Origin of the sequence: Amycolatopsis oliviviridis, from assembly GCF_014654365.1 — a bacterium.
In the GTDB taxonomy this organism is placed as follows: Bacteria; Actinomycetota; Actinomycetes; order Mycobacteriales; family Pseudonocardiaceae; genus Amycolatopsis; species Amycolatopsis oliviviridis.
In genome coordinates this window covers 134,266-155,153 of record NZ_BNAY01000004.1, presented here as the reverse complement: position 1 = coordinate 155,153, position 20,888 = coordinate 134,266, and the positions used below count along the sequence as shown (strand labels likewise).

General features: G+C 70.8%; 10 protein-coding genes. 3 read left to right on the top strand and 7 right to left on the bottom strand.

Annotation, left to right across the window (positions count from 1 at the left end):
• The first annotated feature begins 128 nt into the window (after nt 1–128).
• The 3 genes from IE302_RS18475 to IE302_RS18465 all read left to right on the top strand — a co-directional run bounded on the left by IE302_RS18475 (nt 129) and on the right by IE302_RS18465 (nt 3,843).
• Nucleotides 129–1,550, top strand: coding sequence for a CCA tRNA nucleotidyltransferase (locus IE302_RS18475; RefSeq protein ID WP_191255772.1), 1,422 nt, complete (start codon nt 129–131; stop codon nt 1,548–1,550).
• Nucleotides 1,551–1,667: 117 nt separating this feature from the next.
• The gene (locus IE302_RS18470) at nt 1,668–2,975 is read left to right on the top strand and encodes a sensor histidine kinase (protein WP_191255771.1); all 1,308 of its coding nucleotides are present in this window, start codon (nt 1,668–1,670) and stop codon (nt 2,973–2,975) included.
• Nucleotides 2,976–2,991: 16 nt separating this feature from the next.
• Entirely contained in the window at nt 2,992–3,843 is an 852-nt protein-coding gene (locus tag IE302_RS18465) for a class I SAM-dependent methyltransferase (protein ID WP_191255770.1), read from the top strand.
• Nucleotides 3,844–3,923: 80 nt separating this feature from the next.
• Here IE302_RS18465 and IE302_RS18460 read toward each other — a convergent pair whose 3' ends face one another.
• The 7 genes from IE302_RS18460 to IE302_RS18430 all read right to left on the bottom strand — a co-directional run bounded on the left by IE302_RS18460 (nt 3,924) and on the right by IE302_RS18430 (nt 20,887).
• Entirely contained in the window at nt 3,924–5,849 is a 1,926-nt protein-coding gene (locus IE302_RS18460) for a TNT domain-containing protein (RefSeq protein WP_191255769.1), read from the bottom strand.
• Between the two features lie 40 nt (nt 5,850–5,889).
• Nucleotides 5,890–6,978, bottom strand: coding sequence for an ADP-ribosylglycohydrolase family protein (locus IE302_RS18455; RefSeq protein ID WP_191255768.1), 1,089 nt, complete (start codon nt 6,976–6,978; stop codon nt 5,890–5,892).
• A gap of 4 nt (nt 6,979–6,982) precedes the next feature.
• Nucleotides 6,983–9,049, bottom strand: coding sequence for a YrhB domain-containing protein (locus IE302_RS18450; RefSeq protein WP_191255767.1), 2,067 nt, complete (start codon nt 9,047–9,049; stop codon nt 6,983–6,985).
• 72 nt (nt 9,050–9,121) lie between these two features.
• Nucleotides 9,122–11,368 (bottom strand): ADP-ribosylglycohydrolase family protein, encoded by a 2,247-nt coding sequence (locus IE302_RS18445; protein WP_191255766.1) that lies wholly within the window; start codon nt 11,366–11,368, stop codon nt 9,122–9,124.
• Complete coding sequence (locus IE302_RS18440; protein ID WP_191255765.1) at nt 11,369–12,838, bottom strand: TNT domain-containing protein; 1,470 nt, start codon at nt 12,836–12,838, stop codon at nt 11,369–11,371.
• Between the two features lie 37 nt (nt 12,839–12,875).
• A complete protein-coding gene (locus IE302_RS18435) occupies nt 12,876–13,343 on the bottom strand; it encodes a hypothetical protein (RefSeq protein ID WP_191255764.1) in 468 nt (155 codons plus the stop codon).
• Nucleotides 13,340–20,887, bottom strand: coding sequence for a WXG100-like domain-containing protein (locus IE302_RS18430; RefSeq protein ID WP_191256276.1), 7,548 nt, complete (start codon nt 20,885–20,887; stop codon nt 13,340–13,342). The genes IE302_RS18435 and IE302_RS18430 overlap by 4 nt, the downstream gene beginning before the upstream one ends.
• Nucleotide 20,888 lies beyond the last annotated feature (1 nt).

Below are 20,888 nucleotides of genomic sequence, written 5' to 3'. Positions count from 1 at the left end.
GGCGGTACGGGTACGCTGGCTCACCGTGCCCGTGTTGGGCCGGGGCAGAGTAAGTACATCCAAATCGTGGTGGGATTGTCGTGAACAAGGTGGTCGCCGGGCAGGCGATTGCGGGGAAGAGCACTGCGATGCAGAACGCTGTGACGGAGCTGATGCGCATCTCCCCGCTGGCGGACGAGCTCGCGAAGCTCTTCGCGAAGGCGGGGTACGGCCTGTACCTGGTCGGCGGCAGCGTCCGGGACATGATGCTCGGCAGGCTGTCGAGCGACCTCGACTTCACCACCGACGCCCGGCCGGACCAGGTGCTCAAGATCGTCAGCGCCTGGGGCGACGCGGTGTGGGACGTCGGCATCGCGTTCGGCACGGTCGGGGTGACCAAGCAGGGCATGACCCTGGAGATCACCACGTTCCGCGCCGACAGCTACGACCGCGTCGGCCGCAACCCCGAGGTCACCTTCGGCGACAGCATCGAGGGAGATCTGCTCCGCCGCGACTTCACGGTCAACGCGATGGCGATCGACCTCGCGAACCAGACCTTCGTCGACCCGTACGACGGGCTCCAGGCGCTGCAGGACCGGGTGCTCGACACGCCCGCGACCCCGCAGGAGTCCTTCGCCGACGACCCGCTGCGCATGCTGCGGGCCGCGCGGTTCTCCGCGCAGCTCGGGTTCACCGCGGCGCCGCGGGTGATCGACGCGATGACGTCGATGGCCGAGGAGATCGAGCGGATCACCGCCGAGCGCGTCCAGGCCGAGCTGTCGAAGCTGCTGCTGGCGGCCGACCCGCGGCCCGGTCTCGAGCTGCTGGTCGACACCCGGCTCGCCGACCACGTGCTGCCCGAGGTGCCCGGCATGCGGCTGGCGATCGACGAGCACCACCAGCACAAGGACGTCTACCAGCACTCGTTGACGGTGCTCGCGCAGGCGATCGATCTGGAGAAGTCGCACGAGCCGACCTCTGAGCCGGATCTGATCCTGCGGCTGGCGGCGCTCCTGCACGACGTCGGCAAGCCCGCGACGCGCGAGTTCCAGCCGGGTGGCGGCGTGAGCTTCCACCACCACGAGGTCGTCGGCGCGAAGATGGCCCGCAAGCGTTTGCGCGCCCTGAAGTTCTCGAAGGAGATCGTCCAGGACGTCAGCCAGCTCGTGTTCCTCCACCTGCGGTTCCACGGGTACGGCAAGGGTGAGTGGACGGACTCGGCGGTGCGGCGCTACGTCACCGACGCCGGCGACCTGCTGCCCCGGCTGCACAAGCTGGTGCGCGCCGACTGCACCACGCGCAACCGCAAGAAGGCGGCCGCGCTGCAGGCGACCTACGACGACCTCGAAAAGCGGATCGCGGCGATCCAGGCGCAGGAGGACCTCGACCGGGTCCGGCCGGACCTCAACGGCGAGGAGATCATGCGGATCCTCGGGCTCAAGCCGGGGCCGGACGTCGGCAAGGCGTGGAAGCACCTGAAGGAACTGCGGCTCGACCGCGGTCCGCTGGAGCACGACGACGCGGTGGCCGAATTGAAGAAGTGGGCCGCCGAGAACGGCATCGGGGCCTAGCGGGCCCGTTTCGTCACGGATTTCCGGTCATCAGCTGAGATAAACCCCGTTGGTCTCTGGATCCATACGGCGTAACCCGAGATACTCCTGCCGGTGCTCCGGGCAGGGGGAAATTCCATGGCGAAGCGGCCGTCCAGTTTTCTGGTGACGCTGCTGCGTCGTGGCGCGCCCGCACTGGCCACGGCGACGAGCGAGCTGTCCGACGAGGTCGGCGATCCGACACCGATGCGGGCGCTGCGGCGGATCCAGCAGATGAACGGTCCCGTCGACACGGCCTATCGCGACAACCTGCTGCTCAGGGCCGCCCGCTACGTCGCCCTCGTCCCGCTGGTCTACCGGCTCTTCGCGGTGCCTGCCACGTTCGCCGGTTACGTCTCCACGCACGGCATGATCGGGATCGGCCCGGTCGGGCTGGTGGCCCTCGGCTCGTTCGCGCTTTCGCTGTACGGGATCCGGTGGATGCTGCGTTCGGCGCCGTTCCGCCCGCAGCACGCCGTCCGGCTGCTGGCCCTCGATCTCGCGTTCACGCTGCTCGCGCCCTTGGCCGTCGGCGCGCTCGTGCCCGCCTCGGTGTTCACCGAGGCGATGGCGGTGCCTGGCAAGCACCTGCTCGGCGAGGTCGCGCTGCTGGCACTGGCGCTGGGGATGCCCGCCGCCGTGGCGCTGGCCGTCGTCAGCTTCCCGGTGCGGATGCTCGCGTCGCTGTTCGCCACCGGGCACGCCGCGCCCGGCGACGCGCTGGCCACCTTCCCGTCGATGCTCGGCGTCCTCTTCACCGCGAGCGGCGCCCTCGTCCTGATCGGGCTCGGCACCCGGCTCGCCCTCGCGTACGGCATCCGCAACGGCCGGATCGCCGAACGCGCCCGCCAGCACCGGATCCTGCACGACTCCGTGCTGCAGACCCTCGAAGCGATCGCGCTGGCCAACCACGGCGACCCGGCCGAACGGCTCGCCGAGGTGCAGCGGCTGGCGCGAGCGCAGTCGATGGAACTGCGGCAGACGATCGAGAACGAGGCTTCGGAACGGTCGGAGGCCGGATCGCGGCCGCTGGGCGAGAAGCTCGCGTCGCTCGCGGCGGAGATGGCGCGCGACGGGCTGCGCGCCCAGCTCGTGATCGCCGAACTCGACGACGACACGCTCTCGGAGGTCCGGCAGATCGCGATCCGCGACGCCGTCCGCGAGTCCCTGCGCAACACGCTCAAGCACGCCGGGACGGACAAGGTCGTCGTGCGCGTCGAGGAGCAGGAAGGCGGCGTCGCGGTGATCACCCGCGACCACGGCGCCGGGTTCAGCCTCGACTCCCGGCCCGCCGGTTTCGGGATCAGCGAGTCCATCACCGCCCGGCTGAACGAGGTCGGCGGGACGGCCAGGGTGGAGTCGGCTCCGGGCAATGGCACCAGAGTCACCCTCTGGGTGCCGTTCTGACGGTAAACAGGAGAACATGAAGAAAACGGACGTCCTGGTCAAAGCGCTCATCGCGTACCGCGAGGGTGACCAGGCCAAGGCAGCGGACCTCGCCGAACGTGCCGGATCCACGCTCGGCCTCGAACTGCACCGGTACCTGACCGAAGGCGGCGGAGGAGGTGTCTACGACCAGCCCGCCGCGTTCACCGCGTTCATCCGCGGCGGCGGGAACGTCAAGCTCTATCGGCAGCTCAGCGCCATGCTCGCGCGCCGCTACGGCAGCGTCGGTTCGCTGCTCGACCTCGGCTGCGGCGACGGGCTCGCCGTCGTCCCCGCCCTCGAACAGGCGGATCGGCAACCGGGCCGGATCGACCTGGTCGAGCCGTCGAGCGCGCTGCTCGCCGAAACCCGCAAACACCTCGACGGCACCCACGGCCTCCACACCTGGGACGCCACCGCGCAGGAGTTCCTCGCCCGCGAGGACGACAGGCAGTGGCAGCTGACGCAGTCGACCTTCGCGCTCCAGTCGATCCCGACCGCCGAGCGCACCGAGGTCCTGCGGGCGCTCCGGCCCCGTACGTCGTGCCTGGTGCTCGCCGAATTCGACGTGCCCGAGTACGACGAAGACTCCGACGAGTACCTGATCTCCCTGGTCACGCGCTACGAACGCGGGATCTCGGAGTACGGCAAGGAGGCGTCGCTGGTGGCGCAGGGGTTCCTGCTGCCGATCCTGCTGGGCCTGGTCGAACCGGGGGCGGGCCGGACGAACTGGGAGCAGCCCGCCACCGACTGGGCCTCGCAACTGAAGGAAGCGGGCTTCACCGGCATCCGGATCGAGCCGCTGGCGGACTACTGGTGGTCTCCCGCGGTGCTCATCACCGCTTCCTGAGTTTGGCCACTACCGCGTTTCGTCCTCTGAATGCGGTCCTTGCACACGCAACTACCGCATTCAGAGGACTAAACGGGGCACTAAACGCGGGACAGCGCGCCGGCTTCGAGATGCTGGGCGAGCGGCCGGGGCAGCACGTAGGCCACGGCCCCGCCCGGCGTCCCATTCCACGGCGTGGTGACGCCGGTGACCACGCGCAGCGGCCGCAGGACGCGGTAAAGGCGGCGCTCCCGTTCGCGGTCCGCGGCCAGTGACGTCTCGGCGAACCGTGCCGTTTCGGCGTGCACGAGGTTGCCGGTCTCGTTCCCGAACCGCTGTACCGTGGTGCCCGCCGGCAGGACGACGATCCGCTTGCGGCGGAAGAAGTTCAGCGGCGGCTCGCCCCGCAGCGGCAGGATCGGCCAGTCGGCCGGGTTGTCGGCCTCCTCGCTCGCGCCCACCGCGGCCCGCGCCGGGTACAGCAGCAAGGTGCCGAGGAAGAACCGCGCAGCCTCCTCGATTTTAGCGAACGCCACCGGCTCGTCCGTCGGCGGCCGCGAGACCTCCCAGCCGTTCTCGGCGCGGCGCAACGTCCAGAGACCCGGCTCCGGGACCGCGTTCGCGCCGATCCGGTAGGCCGTCGGCGCGACCCCGTGCTCGGCCAGCCGCTGGTACAGGACCTCCAGCACCTCGGCGGCCCGGATGTCGCGGACCGGTTCGCCGTCGCGTTCGACGCGGGAGCGGACGCTTTCGTCCGGCAGGTCCGCGGCGGTCTGCGGCGGCCGCGGCTTGCCGACGATCTCCGCCTCGGCGGTCGCCCGCACCAGCTCGCCGACCAGCGGCGGCCGGAACCCGGCGGCCCGGATGTGCTCGACCAGGTCCGGTTCCGGCGGCACCCCGTACTTCCGCAGGTAGTGCGGGACGGCCGCGGGCCAGATCCAGACGCCGTCGGTGTGGAAGGCGTTCGGTACGTCCGGCGGGCCGTTCGGGGTGAAGATGTCGGGCTGCGGACCCGGCCGGGACAGCGCCACCGGCGAGCGGAAGAGATAGTCCAGGACGCCGCGCATCAGGTCCGGCGGCACCGGCGGCCGGTTGACGACCGGTCGTTCGCCCTCGTTGTGCGCGTCGGCGACCTTCGCGTGCCGGAACTCGACGTCCAGCGGCAGACCGGCCTTGGCCGAGAGCCACGCCGGGACGTGCTTCTTGTCGCGCGGGAAGATCGCGAGCTCGGTCGCGTACGCGCGCGGAGACGGTTTCCCGCCCTCGTTCGGCGCGATCCGCCAATTCGGTTCCTGGTCGGCGTCGAAGTCGAAGTCGAAATGCGATTCCGAGTCCAGCGTGAAGGTGCCCTGGAACCAGGTGCCGGTCTCGGGCTGGTGCATCGCCGCGCGCAGCCGCGCGAACAGCGAGCCGAGCTCCGGCGGGGCCGCGAGGGACACCGACACCGGGCCGTTGCCCTCGTCGCCGACCGAGCGGACCTCCAGCTCCGAGTAGTCCCCGACCTGCCGGAACTGGGCGCCGACCCGCTGCCAGCCCGGCGGCAGCACCCGCAGCAGCGTCCGCCCGATGGCGCGCAGCAGCGGCGGCTGGTCGCCCGTGCCGATCTCGGGCCGGGCCTCCGGCGACTCGACGAAGTCGTGCCTGGTCTGCCACAACGCCGTCAGCGCCGAAGGCGAGGCCGTGGTCGAGAAGTCCGTGAGGCCCAGTTCGGCCGCGCGGGCCGCGTCCTCGCCCGCCCAGCGCAAGGTCAGGTCGCCGCCGCCGGTCTGCGGCGCGATCTGGAAGTGCTCGTCGTCGAACCGGCCGTACGACTGGAGGCTGAAGGTCACGCCGACCTCGCCGTTCAGCACCACACGGGCGGGCCGCCCGTTCCAGTCGCGGTCGAAGCCCTCGGGCGCCGCTTCCCCCGGCGGCGCGATGAGCAGCAACGTGCCGTCCTCGGTCGACCGCTGGGCCGCGAAGACGGTGTCCCCCCATACGGCGTACAGGCCATCCGGCCGCTCCGCCGCTTGAACCCGGTAACGCACTCTGTGTCCCCTCCCCGAGATCCCCAAACCGGAGGTCAATCTAGTGGGCCGGATAGCGGGTGTACCACCGGTCGTCACCCGGGGCGTTCCCGCCGAACTCCGCGAGCGCGTCGTCCGCCAGCCAACCGATGACCTCGGCCAGTTCCAGCTTCGCCAGCCAGTCCGTGTTGAGCTCTTCTTCCCCGTACATCGCGCCGACGAGGTTTCCGCAGACCGAACCCGTCGAGTCGCTGTCGCCGCTGTGGTTCACCGAGGCGAGCAGCGCGGTGTTCGGGTCGCTGGTGGCCAGTGCGACGTAAACCGACATGGAGAGCGCGGTTTCGCCGACGTTCCCCTGGCCGAGCGTCTCCAGCCTCTCCGGCGTCGGCGTCCCTTTCTCGGCCAGCGCGAGCGCCTGGTCCAGCGCGACGCTCTGCTCCTCGTGCCCCTGGTATCGCTCCAGTTCGGCACGAGCGGTCGCGACGGCGTCGAGCAGCGGTTTCCCGGTCAGCAGTTCGCGCACGATCACCGCGAACGCGCCCGACGAGAGATAACCGCTCGGGTGACCGTGGGTCAGCGCCGCGCTCTCGGCGCCGAGCCGGAACACCTCGGCGAGGTCGTCCGACCACAGCGCGACCGGCGCCGCGCGCATGATCCCGCCGCAGCCCTTCGAGTTGTTCACCGGCTTGTCCAGGCCGGCGCGCACGCCGGTCTTGCCGTACGCCTCCAGCTCGCTGAAGCAGGTCAGGCCGGGCGCGCGACGGCTGAAGAGCTCACGGTTCGTGATCAGCCAGCCGTCGGGTTCCGTGCTCGTGTTCTCCGGGCCGCGTGCCCGCTCCCACGAGACGCCCTGGGTGTGCAGCCAGCGCTGGTAGGCCAGCTGGAGCGACTGCTCGACGGGGACGGTGCCGTGGTGGGCCCTGATCAGGCCTTCCAGGGTGAACAGCGTCATCTGGGTGTCGTCGGTGATCCGCCCGATCCCGCCGTACGCGGGGATGAGGTCGGTGATCCCGGCGGGCCCGGCGATCTCGCGGATCCGGTCGATCGAGTCGAACTCGGTCTTCGCGCCGAGCGCGTCGCCGATCGCCCCGGCGTACAGGCTGCCGCGCAGCCGCGACCTGGTCGCCGGTTCCTGAAGCCACTCGCGCATTTCTCTACTGTTCTCCTCGTGGGTACCGGTTCGCGTCCCAGCGCCGCAGCTCCTCGGGTTCGCGGGTCAGGCCGAACCGGTTGAAGTAGTAATAGGCGTCGCCCGCCATGGCGTCGACGGCACCGAGGTCGGAGTACGCGGCGAGCCAGGACTCCGGCAGGCCGGGCACGGTGAGCCTCGCCCCGACCATCGCCCCGGTCAGCGCCGCGGTCACCACGCCGCCGCGGGCGGCCAGTGCCAGCGCCGCCTCGGCGTCGTACCCGCGTTTGGCGGCGGCGAACAGCGCCCTGCCGAGAACCGAAAGCGGCGTCCGGCCGTCCCCGATGCTGTCGAACTGTTCGACGTCGTCGCCGTCGATGTCGTTCCTGAGGTCGAGCACGGTCTTGACCAGGTCGCCGACCTCGCCGCTGTACTCGTCGAAGCCCGCGAGGAAGTTCGCGACCGCGGGTTGGCCGTTCCGGGCGGCCAGCTGCGCGCGGAACACGTTCACCAGCAGTTCGGCGCCGTGGACGACCTCGTGGCCCGCCGCGGAACCGACCAGCTCACGGACCACCTTCATCGCGTAGAAGGTGCTGTCGGCGGGACCCTGCGTCCCACCGGTCACCGTCGCGGCGAGCGCCGTCGCCAGCATCGCCGAGAACTCCGCGGGGGGCGGTCCGGCGGCCGCGGTCGCCTTGGCGACCCAGCCCTCCGGCCGTCCGCCCGCGGGCAGCGACGCCGGGATCTCGGATTTGTCCGGGGTCGCGTCCAGGCCCCGGATCACCGACTCGGTGTGGAACAGCAGCTGCCGGGTCAGCCCGCCCAGCGGCAGGCCGTCGGCGGGATCCGCGCCCGAGCCGAGCGCGTCACCGATCGCGAAGCCGACGTACGCGCCGACAAGCCGCGGGTACGCGAAGCTGCCGACAGGGATCGTCGGGTCGTAGAACTTCCCGAACGTCCAGGCGCTCGGACGCGGTTCGCCGTCGTCGTAGAAGTGCGTCACCAGGCCGGCCGCGAAGAGGTCTTCGGGCAGCTCGGGCAGCGGACGGCCGTCGTACTTCGCCCGGGAGTGCTTGAACGCCAGCGTCGCGCCGCGGCTGTAGCGGACGAGCTCGCCGGTGCTGAGCGGACAGCCGTTGTCCCTGGCCTGATCGGCGAGGTTCGCCAGGTTCGCGGTGGCCGAGCCGAGGTCCTGGCCGTACTCCTCCTGGAGTGCCTTGCGCGCGTCCTTGTACTCCTGGCCGAAGTCCGCGGGATGCCCGATGGACTCCGGGCGTTCGGTCCCCGCGGGGAGATCGAGGTCGGCGACCTGCCGCAGCGTCTCCGGGTAGACGTTGAAGGTCTCCGGACGCCCCGGGTTGACCAGCAGGCCGACGCCGGGGGTGTCCTTGCCCCGCCGCAGGAGCACACGGGGCTGGATCCGCTGCCACAGCGTGTACTCGGACGGGACCTGCGCTTCGGAGGTGTAGACGACGAACCGCACGCCCGCGTCACCGAAGTCGCGGACCTGCAGATGGCCGTCCTTCGCCGGGGCCAGGACATCGAGGTCCAGCATCCAGTGGACGAACTCCTCCGGCGTGATCCACTCGACGCGGAGGTAGCCGAGCAGCGCCTCGACCGCGCTTTCCGGCGCCGGACGGCCGGAGAACCGCGGCCCGGGCCGGTGATCCGGGTTCGCGCGGACCGCGCCGGTCGGCTCGCCGTAGAGCGTGTACTGCTCCCAGCGCAGGATCGCCGCCTTCGGCACCGGCATCCCGGGGACCACGGCCGGATCGAACTCGGGGTCGGCGACCTCGGCCCAGCGGGTGAACGCGTCATCGGTGGCACTGTCGCCGCCCGCCGCCGAAACCGCCATCAGTTCCAGGTCGAGCCGGATCTCGCCGCCGTCGTCCGGGACGAACGCGACCGGGCTGGGGAACAGGCCCGCGCCCGGATCGGTCCCGTCGAGCCAGCCGACGGTGTTGTAGGTGACGTTCCAGCCGTCGGTCGCGCGCACGACGTACTCGCGGCGGACCCGCAGCGCGCCGGTCCCCTCCCCGCCCCTGTCCGTCAGCCACTCCTCGACGCGGCTGACGGCTTCCTCTTCGTTCATCGTCCCCATTCTGATTCCCTGTTGGTGAACCCGCGATCGCGATCGACACCTGCCCGAGGCAGAATTACCGGCTCACCAGCGGGGATACCGCTGGGCCCAGCCGTCGACCTCGTGCAGCGCGGAGTGGCGGTCGAAGTGCCAGAAGGCGTCCGTGGCGATGTTCTCCACCAGGTACCGCAGTTCCAGCTGCTCGACCCACTTCTGCGGCAGCCCGGGGATGCCGGTGCGGGCGCCGAGCAGGGCACCGGCGATGGCACCGGTGATCGCGCTGCGGCCCGAGTGGTTGACCGCCCGCAGCAGCGCCTGCTCCGGGTAGTTCTCGAAGCCGGACAGCGCGGCGAACGCGCGGCCCAGCACCGAAAGCGTGCCCTTGCCGTCGCCGATCAGCTCCGGGACACGCAGATCCGGCAGACCGTGCTTGCCGAAGAACGGCACCGATTCCGCGACCATGGCCTTGAGATCCGCCCAGACCGGTCCCCGCTGGTGCGGGTTCTGCTCGTCGAAGATCTCCCGGGAGGTGTTCCAGATCGGGTAGCTGAACGCCTCCGACGTCAGCGCGGGCTCGAACAGCCAGGTCAGGTACGTCGCCGCTTCGACGTCGATCTCCCCGGGATGGGTGACCGAGACGAGGTCGCGCACCGCCTGGCGGACGCCGCCGCTCACCGCGCTCCCCGGTCCCGCCGACGTCATCGCCGCCGGCAGCGCCGCGACCAGCGCGTCCGGTCCGCTCATCGGCATCGCGGTCGGCGAGATCGTCGCCAGCGCGTGGTAGGCGTTCAGTTCGGCGTCGTCGGGAGTGCGGCGGACGCGGAGCTCCGGCACCTTCACCAGCCAGCCGTCGGCGTTGTCCAGTGGCGCGCCCTGGGTGTGCAGCCAGCGCATGAGCGAGTTCCGGGCGACCGTCCCGAGCGCCTGTTCGGCCTCGCGGTTCTCCGGCTGCTCGCGATGCGGGCTGCGGATCACGGCCTCGGTGTAGAACAGCAGCCGCTGGGTGAGCGGCCCGATCCGGCCGGGCAGGTCGAACGCGACCGGCAGGTCGGTGACGCCGTCCGGACCGTAGGTGTTGTGGATCTCGTCGAGCCGCATCCGGTCGACGGCCGCCCCGAGCGCCTCGCCGAGCGCGAAGCCCACGAAGGCGCCCGTGACGCGCTGCCAGCCGTAACGCGAGCTGGAGCGGTCCCGGTCGAAGTACTTGCCGAAGGTGTCCAGACGAGGCTCGATCTGTCCCTCGTTGTCGTAACCCGGCGCCAGCCCGTTCGCCCGCAGGTCGTTCGGGCGCCCGCGCGGCGGCTCCGGCCGCCTGAGCCGCGCCAGCCACGACTGGCCGAGGACGGTCTTCTGGCATTCCTCGGCGGTCAGCTCGAAACCGCGCCGCCGGGCCCGTTCGGCGGCGGCCAGCGGCGGCTTCACCGGTTCGGGCAGGCCCATCTTCGCGGCGGTGTCGGCGGCGAGGGCCTCCAGCTCCGGATCCGCCTCCGGGCAGCGTTCGTTGACGTCGACCGCCGCTTCCCGGCGCGGGAACCGCTGGGCGGTCTCGGCGAGTTCGGCGCCGCTGACGTCCTCGAACGTCGCGGGCCCACCGTTGATCACGAGGTTCGGCGGGCTCTCGTACCCGGCAAGGGTGGCGATGTCGACCTTCCAGTACCCGTGTTCGCGGGACGGGAGGTTCCTGGTCGAACTGAACACCCTCAGCTCGGCGCGTTCCTCGTTGAAGTAGAACCGCTCGGTCTTGCCCGAGGCCAGGTCCAGCGGGACGTAGACCTCGCAGCGCAGCAGGCCGATGAGCAGCTGTTCCCTGGTCAGCCAGCCGACACTGGCGAACGACAGCAGGGTTTCGAGCCGGTTCTCCGGCTTCGGGTAGCCCCGGCGGACGGGACCGGCCCGGTACTCGGGGTTCTCGCGCTCTTCCCCGGTCTGCACGCCTTCCGCGTTGACCTTGACCCAGCCCGCGACGACCGGCGGCGGGACCCCGAGGTCACCGAGCCCGGACTTCGCGTACTCGGGGTCGACGACCTCGCGCCACGCCTCCTGGCCGGGGAACGCGACCGGGACGCTGAGGCCGCCGGGCTGCGGATGCGCCTGGCGCAGTTCGCCGTCCGGTTCGCGGACGATCACCGACGGCGGCGGGAAGATCTCCTTCTCGGAGTGACCCTCGTCGAGGAAGGCGATCGTGTTGTAGGGGACCGACCAGCCCTCGGGGATACGCAGGACCTTTTCGTGGTCGACACGCAGGCCGGCGCCGCCCGGTTCGGACACGTCCGGACCGTGGACCGCGCGAAGCCACTCTTCGACCTTGGCTACCGCTTCCGCCGATTCCACCTACTCGATCCTCTCCAGGCTGCCGTCGGACACGTGCTCGGCGATGGTCCTCGGGAGCACGTAGGCCACCGCCCCGCCGGGCATGTTCGCCCAAGGGACGGTGACACCGATGATCACGTGGAGCGGGCGTCGCAGCCGGTAGGTCCCACCGACACGCTCCCGTTCCAGCGGCAGGGACGTCGTGGCGAACCGTACCCCTCCGTGGTGAACCAGATTGCCGGTTTCCTCGCCGAACCGCAGTACGACCGTACCGGCGACCATCCGGCTGACGCGCTTGTTGCGGAGCAAGGTGAGGGGAGGCTCACCCGGCGCGGCGCGCAGCGGCCAGTCGGCGAGTTCCTTCGCGGTCTCCAGCGGCGTCTCGTGTCCGGCGGTCATCCTCGCCGGATGCAGCAGGACCGCGCCAAGGAGCTGATGTGACGCGTCTTCGAGCTTGTCGAAGTACTTCGGCGACACCGGGGCGCCGTCCGAGTAGGCCGCGACCTCCCAGCCCTTCTCGGTGAAGTTGAGGCACCAGGCGCCGTCCGCGCGGTCGCCGATGCGGTACGCCTCCGGCCAGACGGCGTGCTCGCCGAGCCTGCTGACCAGCACGACCAAGAGTTCTTCGTCGGTCAGGACCGGATTCGGCGACGTCTCCAGCTCCGCGGCGATGTCGCCGTCGGTCTTCTTGACGTCGGACCGCCCCGGCTTGGGTCTCGGCTTGCCCAGCAGATCCGCTTCCGCCGTCCGCCGCACGAGATGCTCGACGTACGGCGGCTGGAACCGCTGGCCGCGGATGTGCGCGACCAGGTCCGGCTCCGGCGGGATCCCGTATTTCCGCAGGTAATGCGGCACGGACGCGTGCCAGATCCAGGTTCCGTCGGTGTGGTAGCTCTCCGGGACGTCGCCGTCGGCGTCCGGCTCGAAGATGTCCTTGCCGAGACCGCTGCCGGAGAGGATCGCCGGTTCGCGTTCCAGGTACTGCGCGACCAGCGGCGCTTCGGCTTCGTCGAGCTCCGGTCTGTCCACCACCGGCGGCTCGCCCTCGGTGTAGGCGTCGACGATCCGCGCGTGCCGGAACTCGACGCGCAACGGCAGCTGCGCGCGCAGCCGCCACCAGTCCGGGATGTGCTCGTCCTCGCGCGGGAACGCGGCCAGCTCGTCCCGGTGCGCCGAGGTCGGCGGCGCCTCGGTCCACGCCGGTTCGTCGTCGAGGGTGAAGTCGAAGTCGAAGGTGCCGTCGGGCTTCAGCGTGAACCGCGACTGCAACCAGGTGCCCCGGCCGATGGCGTACATGCCGGTGCGAAGCCTGCCGAAGAGCTCGTTCAGCTCAGGCGCGGGCGTGAGGTTGTGGCCTTCGAGTTCGGTGTGCTCCCCGGCCTGCCGGAAATCGGCGACCGCGGCGTGGGCGGGGTCGGTGATACCCGCCAGGATGAGCCTGCCGATCTGGACCAGCAGCCCGCGCTGTTGCTCGGAAGTCAGTTGTTCCACGTGAATCATCGCGCCCGGTTCGGCCGGCTGAGCGGGCTCATTCCGAGTCCCCTTCCTCCGGTGGTTCGTATTTCGGGAAACGCGGCTCCGCCCGGAACGACGGCGGCTCGCCGGCGGCGCGGCGGGCCAGCTCGTCCTCCCACATCTTGAAGGTGCGCTTGCGCAGCGACTGGATCAAGGCCACTTCCTGCGGTTCCAGGCCGCGGTCTTCCCGGTCGGCCTGGTCGTACAGGCCGTCGATGGTCTCGTAGAGCGCGAAGATCGGCCCGGCGCCCTTGAGCTCGTACGCACGGGCGCGCTCGGTCTCCTGGACGAACTTCTCTTCGGGCACCTTGCTGATGTCCGAACTCGCCATCGCCCACATGACCTCGCGCACATGCTCCGGCTTCTCGTCGAACTCGCCGGTGCGCGAGTTGAGGAGGTAGCCGGTCAAGCCTCCGTCGGAGGTCGACTCGACGCGGTAGGTCTTCCCGAAGTACTTGTAGAAGGACGGGGTCTGGATCACGTGTTCTCCTCAGGCGGCTTCGGGAGACCGTTGCGGAGTCCGGTCATGAACTTGTCCCGGACCCGGTCCATCAGCGCCGATTCGAGCAGCGCCTGCTCCGGGGTCAGCCGCTTCTTGTTGTCCTGGTCCAGTGTCCGGTTGTACGTCGGGAAGTCCCGGCGGACCTCGTACAGCGCGTGTTCGTACGCCGAGACGGTGTCGATGTGCCGCAGGTGCAGCCGCAGCTCGGCGACGTGCCCGTTCGGCAGCCGGACGTTCATCTGCAGGTCGCGGTAGCCGCTGTCCTGCGGGTTCGCGAACCGGTCGTCGAAGCTGACGATCTTCAAGGTCCCGTCGGCCACGACAGCCGCCAGCGCGTTGTAGACGTCGGCGACGGAATCGAACTGGATCTTCGCCCCCACCAGGTCGGTGAGTTGCGACGCGTCGCCGTCGTAGCCCGCGATCTTCGCCTTCGCGCGATCGTCGTCCTTGACACCCGGGCGGCCCGACGCCTCGCCGTTGTTGTCGGCGGCGATCCGTTCGGCGATCCGGTTGAGATCTCCCTGGTTCTGCGGCCACGCCTGCCGTTCGGCGTCGAGGAACTCCTGGATCTTCACGGGATCGCCGCTGTGCTCGGGGTCGAATCCCTTGTGGAACTGATGCTTCGGGTTCGCCGCGTCGGCGATACCCGCCGCGGCGTCCGAGATGTCCCGCTGCTCCTGGGTCAGCGGGGTCTCGCCCGGTCCGGCCTCGTGAACCTCGTTGATCATCTGGTAGCCGCGTTCCTCGACGTCACGCAGAGCGTCTTCGAGGATCGGGATGGCTTCCGGGTGCAGCAGCAGGCTGCCGATGGTCATCGGGTTGTTCAGCAGCGAGGCCCGCAGGTACGCGTTGTCCGGGTGTTCCATCAGCCGGACGAGTTCCGGATGCGCGGGCAGGTGCTCGCGGATGTAGTCCCGCATCGGCCCGACGTCGTGCTTGACCCCGTTCTCGTCCTCGTGGACGGCCCGCTTCTCGTCCGGGTCGAGCCCGTCCACCCGGGCGGCCACCTCGGGATCGTTCAGGAACCGCTCGACCTCGGCGCGGGCGGCCGGGTCCACGTTCTCGGGGCCGTCGTGCGCCATCCCGTAGCCCCCGTCGCGCGGCGGCGTCACGATCGGACGGCCGTCCGGGCCGATCCGCGACGGCGACACGTCGGGCGTGTCCTCCCTGGCGAACGCGATGCGCGGGTCCACCGGCTGATCCGGCCGCGCGAACGCGATCCGGGGGTCGACGGGCCGTGTCGCGGCCGCTTCCGTCCGCGTCGTGTGCCCGTCGGTGTGCTGCCCCGCGTGCTGGGCCGGGCCCTCCGGGACGCCGACGTGCATCAGCTTCACGCCCAGCGGCGGCTGCGGCAGGTTCATCAGCGCGCCCGACTGCGGGTCGATGAACGCGACGCCGTCCCGCGTGTTCGCCACCATCGCGACGTGGCCGCGCTCGACGCCGTTCTCGTCGAGGTACTTCACCGCCACGACCGCGTGGTGATCGGTCGGCATGCCCCGCATCTCGCGGATGACGGTGTCGTAGTCGGCGCGGTCGGAGAACTGCCCGCCGAACCGCTCTTCGACGTGCTCCAGCGTGCCCCGGCTGTCCATCTCGTGCATGAGCAGCGGTTCGGCCGTCGAATCGATGCCGTTCAGCCGGTCCATGTACGCGCCAGGGGTCCGGGTGCAGTTGGACCGGTAGCCGTTGTCCAGCGCGTCGGGGTCGTTGAAGTGCGGGTTGACCTCGCCGAGCCTCGGGTGCCGGTCGGCGATGTACGCGGCCTGCTGCGCGGGGCTCGCCGAGCCTGCGTGGATCGCGGGTTCGCTCGGCGGGTTCGTCGCGACCGCCAGCGACGAGTAGTCCCGCTCGGGGACCGGCAGTTCCATCGTGTCGTCGGTGGCGCCGTGGTCCTGAGCGGGCTGTTCGCCGTGCTCGGGGCCCTTGTCGGCGTCCGCGACCCCGTGGTCCGCCGGGTTCTCCGCGGTGATGGGCGGGGTCTGCGGCTCGTCGAAGCCGCCGAGGCGCGCCATCGACCGTGCCTGGGCGAGGCGGGCGAGTTCGGGTGCCTCCGCGGCGTGCCGGGCCCGCCGCTCGTCCATCTTCTGCTTGGCGGTCTCGGGGTCGAGGTAGCGCGGGTCGCCTGGGGTGACCTCTTCGGCGTGGATGACCCACTTGGGCCGGTCGACCAGCGGCGGAGTCTTGAACTCCTTGCTGTGCACGTAAAGCTGCGTCGCCGGCTTGTTGATGGACTCGTTCTCGCCCGGGTTCTCGGCGAGCGACGAGACGTCCTTGCCCGTCTTCGAGACGATGTGGATCTCGACGTCTTCGCCGAACTTGGACTTCGTGTCCGGCGACGTCTTGATGGTCGCGCTGGTCATCGTCGGTTCGGGGACGGTCTGGCCGGGTTCGTAGTGCGCGGCCATGATCTCGGCGGCGCGCATGTCGCCCTTGGTGTCGATGCCGCGGATGGCCTCGCCGTGGAAGTCCGGCAGCTCGTTCAGCGCGCCGACGATCGCCCGGGTGCTGCGCTGGGCGTTTTCGAAGCCGGGGTGCGACTCGCCGAGACGGTTCGCCTCGTTGATCGCGTACGCGTGTTCGCGCGAGTACGAGTAGATCGCTTCGGCCGCTTCGGGAGAGACGCGGTCCTTCAGCGGGCTGGCTTCGAGCCTCCTCTGCGCCTTCTCGCGGGCCTGCTCGGCGAGATCCGCGTTGTCGTAGCGGTCACGGAGACTCTTGTGATCCTCGGGCGAACCGCGGAAGTTCTCGTCGTTGACGTAACTCTCGTCGTGCCGCGCGGGTGCCTCTTCGGTGCCCTTGAGCCGCTCGCTGATGTCGAGTTCGGTCTTGGGCGCCTGCTGCTCGTCGGGCCGGTCCACCGGCGGCGGTTCGGCGTCGCCGCGCAGCCGGTCGGCCGTCGACTGGGGCGGCGCCTCGGCGCGCGTCTCCGGCCCGGTCCCGGTGTGTGTCTCCGCGGGGGTTTCGCTGTGCGTCCGCTGCGGTGCTTCCGGCGCTTCCGGGGTGTGGGCGTGCGGAGCGTCGCCGCCGCCCATCGGCATCGCCTTGATCGACGTCGGGTTGTCGGGCAGCTGCGCGAGCCGTCCGGTCATCGGGTCGGCGAAGACCACGCCGTGCGGCGTGTTGACCGCGGCGACGATCCGGGTCTCGATCCGGTCCTTGGACCGTGGCGAGCCCTCCGGCGCGTCCGGTTCGGCGGCGGCGTGATGCTCGAACGCGACCGCGGTCCGCGCGCCGACGGGACGTTCGCCCAGTTCACGGGCGATGTCGCCGAAGCCGTTCCGATCCGACCACTGCCCGCCCAGCCGGTCGCTGACGTGCTGCAGCGGCGAACCCTCGGTCGACGGCCCGGCGACGGCGTCGCGACCGTCCATCCGGTTCTCGAACGCGACCAGCGCCTCGGCCGAGTTGGTCTGGTAGCCGTCCTTCCACGATTCGGGCGCGTAGTAGTTGCGCGTGTTGGCCTCGCCGATCGCCGGGAGCTCGTCCGCGAGCAGCCGCACCTGCTGATGCGGGGTCTCGGTCGAACCGGCGTGGATGACCGGTGTCCCGCCCTCTTCGAGCGGTTTCGCCAGCTCGGACCAGCCGCCGTCGGGGGCGTGTTCCCTCGGCGGCGTGGGAGCCTCCCGGTCGGGGAGGTCGGCGGCGTCGGTCCAGCCGCCGTTGCCGTCGGAGACCTTGGTCTCGAGACTCGCGATGCCCTTGCCCTGGAACAGTTCCGGGCGGTCACGGCGCAGCTGGGCCTCCGCGTCGGCCTCCTCCTGAGCCAGCCTGTCCCGCTCGGCGCTGTTGAACTCGCGCCGCTCGGCGACCTTCTGGTTGACCTCGTCCGGGCTCAGGTGGCCGTCGTCACCGGCGACGACCTCTTCGCATTCGACGACCCACTTCGGCAGCTCGCTCGCCGTGCCGTCCTTGACCCGTGCCTGGTAATCGGGGTGCTCGGGATGCCCCGGACCGAACTTGACGTCGGTGACGCGAAGCTGCGTCGCCGACTTCATGAGCACTTCGCGCTCGTGCGGCCTGGAAGCGAGGTCTTCGATGTGGCGTCCGGTCTTCGACTGGATGCGCATCTCGACTTCACCGGTGAAGGTGCTGCGCGGATGCTCGGCGGTGACCCGCGACGCGCTCAGCATCTGCGGGTCGACGATGACCTGCCCCCGGGTGTGCGCCTCGAGGAACCCGCGGATCGCGCTTTCGTTGCCGTGGAAGTTCACCCGCCGGGAGACGAGTCCCTCGTACGCCGGCATTTCGTTGAGGCCGGAGGTGATCGCCTCGATATGGGGCCGGAGCGCGTCCAGCTCCGGGCCACCGTGACGCTGGGCGTGCGTGATCCGCTCGGCCATGTCGCTTCGCGTGTAGCTGTGCACCGCGTACGCGCCCTGATCCGACATGTCCTTGACGCGCTGGTCCGGGTGCTTGTCGCGCTTTTCGAGTCCTTCGCGATGGACCTGCTCGGCCCGGGACTCCCCGGTGCTCTTGTCGAAACCACGCACGTCGAGCTGCGTTTCGCCGAGCGCGCGGTAGGCCGCGGGGTCGTCGGTGTGGAAGTCCGGATCCGTCAGGTACGGCTCGTCGATCGTCGAACCGAGGTCGTCGGCCGCCTTGTCGTCGGGCGTGACGTCCTCGGGCGCCTCGGTCTCGTGGTGAGTGTCGGTGTCCTTCGGGGTCTCCGTGTCCTTGGGCAGCTCCGTGTCCTTGGGCGCCTCGACGTCCTTGGGCAGGTCGGTGTCCTTGGGCGGGTTCCCACCGTGGTCCTGGGGTGCCCGCTGAGGCGCGGGCTCCGCCGGACGCACGGGCGCGGGCGGCTGCGCGGGCTGCTGCGGCGGACGCTGCGGTTGCTGCGGTTGCTGCGTCCGGTCCTGAGGCGTGCGGTCCGGCAGACCCGCGTATCCGTCCTGACCGGGACGCGGCGCCGGGACCTGCGGCGGGCGCGGCGGCTGCTGACCACCGAACCGCGGCGGCCCGTCGCCGGGCGGCATCGGACGGCCGGGCTGCGGACCCGGACGTCCTGGCTGACCCTGCTGGCCCTGCTGACCCGGGTGGTGCCCGGGCGGAGGCGGCGGCACGGGACCGCGATTGCCGGGGAACGGGCCGTTGCCCGGATGCGGCGGTCGCGGCGGAGGCGGCGGATGGCCCGCCGGGCCACGCTGACCGGGATGCTGACCCGGGTGCTGCCCGGGCGGCGGAGGCGTCTGCGGACGCGGCGGGACACCACCGTTCGGGCCGGGACCCTGTCCCGGCCTTCCCTGGTAACCCTGGGGCGGCCCCTGCTGAGGTCGCGGCTGACCGTGCGGACCCTGCTGCGGCGGGCCCTGCGGCGGTTGCTGGGGACGCTGCCGCGGCCCGCGATCCTGCGGAGGTCCGCCCTGACCGGGGTGCCGGGGCGGGGGCGGGGGCTGCGGTCCGGTGGGACGCGGGCCCATCGGACCCGGCTGACCCTGCGATCCCCGGGGTGGCATCGGTCCTCCGCCACCACCGGGAGGCGGCGGCGGAGGCGCGAAACCGCCCTGCGGGCCTTGCTGCATCGGCTGGCCCTGGAAGGGCGCCGGGCCGGGCTGCTGGTCGAAGCGCGGCTGCTGCGGTCCGCCGTTCCCGGCCAGACCGGCGGCCTGGACGCTGTCGTTCGGCCTGCCGGGCCGCGACGGATCGTGCCCGGGCGGGGGAAATCCACCGGGCGTCGGGCCGTTGCCCGGCGGGTTGCCCCCGGGCGCCATGCCGTAACCGCCCGACGGCGCCGACGTGCTCGGACCCGGGTTCGACGCCATGCCGTACCCGCCGGAGGACGACCCGCCCGAACTCGACGGCGCGCCTGTCGAAGCGGGCGCGCCACCAGTTGAGGAAGGCGCACCGGAGGAAGCGGCGGGCGGCATCCCGCCGGACTGCGACGGACCGGAAGCGGGACTCGGCGACGGACTGGCCGCCGGTGCCTGGGCAGGGCTCGCCGCGGGTGCCTGCGCCGGTGCCTGAGCCGCCGCGGGTGCCTGTTGCTGGTTCGCGGCCGCGGCCTGGTGCTGCTGACCAGAGCCGTTGTCCGCGGCCGCCGCCGGAGCGTTGTGATGGGTCTGCGGCGCGCGCTGACCGTCGCCGGTGTTCGCCGGGGCGTCCGCCGGACGTTCGGGAGCCTGCGTCGACGACTGGCTGACCCGGTCGCTGTCCGCGGCCCGCTGCGGGCCGTCGTCGGAAGCCGGCGTGTGATGTTGCTGGGAAGCCTGCTGAGGCGCCTGGCTCCCGCCGTCCGAACGCGGCTGTCCCTGGGACTGTGACTGGGACTGGGACTGGGACTGCGCCGGCGAATCCGACGATCCCGACGAACTCCGCGGCGAGGAATCGCCATCAGAGGACGAATTGCGAGCCGACGAGTCGCCGCCCGAGGAATCGCCGGAGGAAGAGTCGCCATCAGAGGACGAATTGCGAGCCGACGAGTCGCCGCCCGACGAGTCACCAGCCGACGAATCGCCATTAGAGGACGAATCGCGGCGCGAAGGCGTCCCGGAATCCCCAGAATCCCCGGAATCCACGTCCGGCGTCGAGGGACCGTCGGCGTCCGGCGTGGCGCTCGGCGTGTTCGCGGTGCGGATGTCGCCGATCTGGCTCTTCGCCCCGTCGACACCGCCGCCCACGGCGCCGCCGGAAGCGCCCATCAGGAGGTCCTTGGCCGAAAGCTTGTCCAGGTCACCGGTAACGGCGGCCTGTCCGACCGTGCTGGCGACGCCTTCGGCCGCGCCGCGCACGGCACCCCGCGCCGCGCTGTCGACGATCTGGCCGCCGACGCTGTCCGAGAGTCCCTTGGTGGCGCCCTTGCCGATACTGCTGCTGCCCGCGCCGACGACCCCGTCGACGGCGCCGCTGATCGCGGAATCCTTGGTCTTGCTGAAGTCCCAGCTGTCGCGGTCGCCCTTGGCCATCTGGAGACCCTGGATGCCCGCGTCCATGGCGAGGTTCATCGCCGTGTTCTGCAGGACTTCCTTGCCGATCTTCTTCAGGCCCTCCTTGAGAAGCTTCTCCAGGAGTTCCTTCGCGACCTTCTTGAAGCCTTCCTGCGCGAGCTTCTGCATCAGCTGGCGGAAGATCATCTGGACGGTCATGCGGGTGGCGATCTGCGCCGGCGCGATCCCGGCCGTCGAGCCACCGAACGTCACCGCGGCGGCCGCGATCATCGCGACGATCTGCGCGGCCAGGATCACCAGCGAGATGATGATCATGTACTTCGTGTACTCGACGTCCAGCGCGGTCGCGTTGCACGAGTCGCCGAGCGCCTTCGAAGAATCGGCGAGCGACTTGAAGTACGCCTCGTCGCCCTCGACGAACTTCTTCCAGGCCTCGGCGAACTTCTCCGCGCCCTGACCGCTCCAGCCGCCGAGGACCTCGGTGGCGCCCTTGGTCGCGGTGTCGGCGATCGGCTGGATCGCCTTCGAGGCGTTGTGCCAGGCGTCGCGCAGTTCGCGGAGCTTGTCCTCGTCGCCTTCCGGCCAGCTTTCCCCGACGACGATCGGCAAGAGCCACTTGACCGCGTCGGGCATCTCCATA